1 protein-coding gene is annotated in these 1,552 nt (G+C 70.0%); it reads right to left on the bottom strand.

Annotated features, from left to right (window positions below):
• Positions 1–171: 171 nt before the first annotated feature.
• On the bottom strand, positions 172–1,551 hold the full coding sequence (locus ABZ845_RS31925) for an IS1380 family transposase (protein WP_360987048.1): 1,380 nt from the start codon (positions 1,549–1,551) through the stop codon (positions 172–174).
• Position 1,552: the final 1 nt, after the last annotated feature.

Here is a 1,552-nt window from a genome sequence, read left to right as displayed (position 1 = left end):
CCTCGATCGTTCATGAGTCCCTGTCAGCTTGCTGACGGGGATTCTGTGTCTGTGTGGTGGGGTCATTTCGGGGCTGGGCAGGTTGAGGGCCCGGCTTTCGCGTCGGGTGGGCGCCGGGTTCCACTTCGCCGGTGGGGTGATGCGGGTTGTCGGGACGGTCGAAATGGCTGGTCAGCCGGGGTTCGGGAGGCTGTGGAGCGTGTCGATCGCGTGGGTGATGACGTCGGTCCAGGGCCATCGGGCGGTGAAGCGGAGCCAGTGGCGGCGGCCGGTGGTGGCGAGCTGGGCGGCGGCGGAGAACAGGCGAAGGCGGAGCTTCTTCGGTTCCCAGCGGCGGGTTTGGCCGGTCAGGGCGAGCATCGGCATCCAGGCGAGGAGGTCGAGTGCGAGGGAGATGATCTCCAGCCAGATCCGGTTCTGGGCGGTGTCGTGCAGGGGCAGGTTGCGCAGGCCGGTGTCGCGGGCGCCTCGGATGCGGTCCTCGCAGCGGGCTCGTCTGCGGTGGCGCAGTTCGAGGTCGGCGAGCTGGCCGCCTTTGGTGTTGGTGGCGAAGCAGGTCAGCCGCAGTCCGTCGAGGTCGGTGAAGCGCAGTTGGGCGCCGGGGTGCGGGCGTTCCTTGCGGACGATCAGCCGCATCCCCTTGGGCCAGGTGCTCAGGTCGGGCATGTCGGTGATCTCCGCGACCCAGGCGCCGGGCCGCTCGGTGCCGCCGGAGTCGTAGGCCGGCGTCCACGCCTTCTTCGGGATCTTCAGCACGGCCTGGTGGATGGCGTCGGTGATGGTCATTCCGACGGAATACGACAGCCACCGCCCTGGCCTGGAGAGCCAGTCGAGGAAGGCGTGGGTGCCGCCGGCGGAGTCGGTCCGGATCAGTGTCTGCCGTCCTCGCCGCAGGTGTTTGGGCAGTTGGGCCAGGGCGAGTTGGGCGGTTTCGATGTGGTCGGCGGCGGTGTTGGAGCCCGCGTTGCCCGGCCGCAGCAGGGTGGCCACCGGCTCCCCGGACCCGGATGGGCCGTGGTCGACGAACGCGACGAGCGGGTGATGACCGAAGGTCTTCTTCCAGGTCGCGGTGGCGTCCTGCTTCTCGGAGTGGGCGAGCACCAGCACCCCGTCGATGTCCACGATGACGCTGCCGTCAGCGGCCGGACCGCTCTCACCGGCCAGGTCCCAGACCCGCCCGCGCACCTGAGAACGTACGCCCCGGATCGCGGCCAAAGCTTTTGGGCCGGACGCGGCGAGAGCGTCGACGAGACGGGAGACGGTCGGATCGGAAGCCACCGGCCCGAACACCGAGGGTTCGGCCCGCAGCATGCCGATGTCGGCCAGGCAGTCTCCGCCGAGTGCGACGGCCAGGGCCACATCCAGCAGGATCTTGCCCGGGTCGTGCACCGCCCGCGGTTTGCGCCACGGGGCCAGCGCCGCCGATATCGCGGTGTCCAGGCCGGACTTACGGATTGTCTCGACCAGTAGCACCGACCCGGCCTGCGAGACCGCCCCACGGCCGCCGCCCTCGACACGGACACGCGGGTACGACCCGCTACGCTTCTTCACC

Origin of the sequence: Streptomyces sp. NPDC047022 (genome assembly GCF_040644155.1) — a bacterium.
Classification (GTDB): Bacteria; Actinomycetota; Actinomycetes; order Streptomycetales; family Streptomycetaceae; genus Streptomyces.
This window is presented reverse-complemented; position numbering and strand designations above follow the sequence as displayed.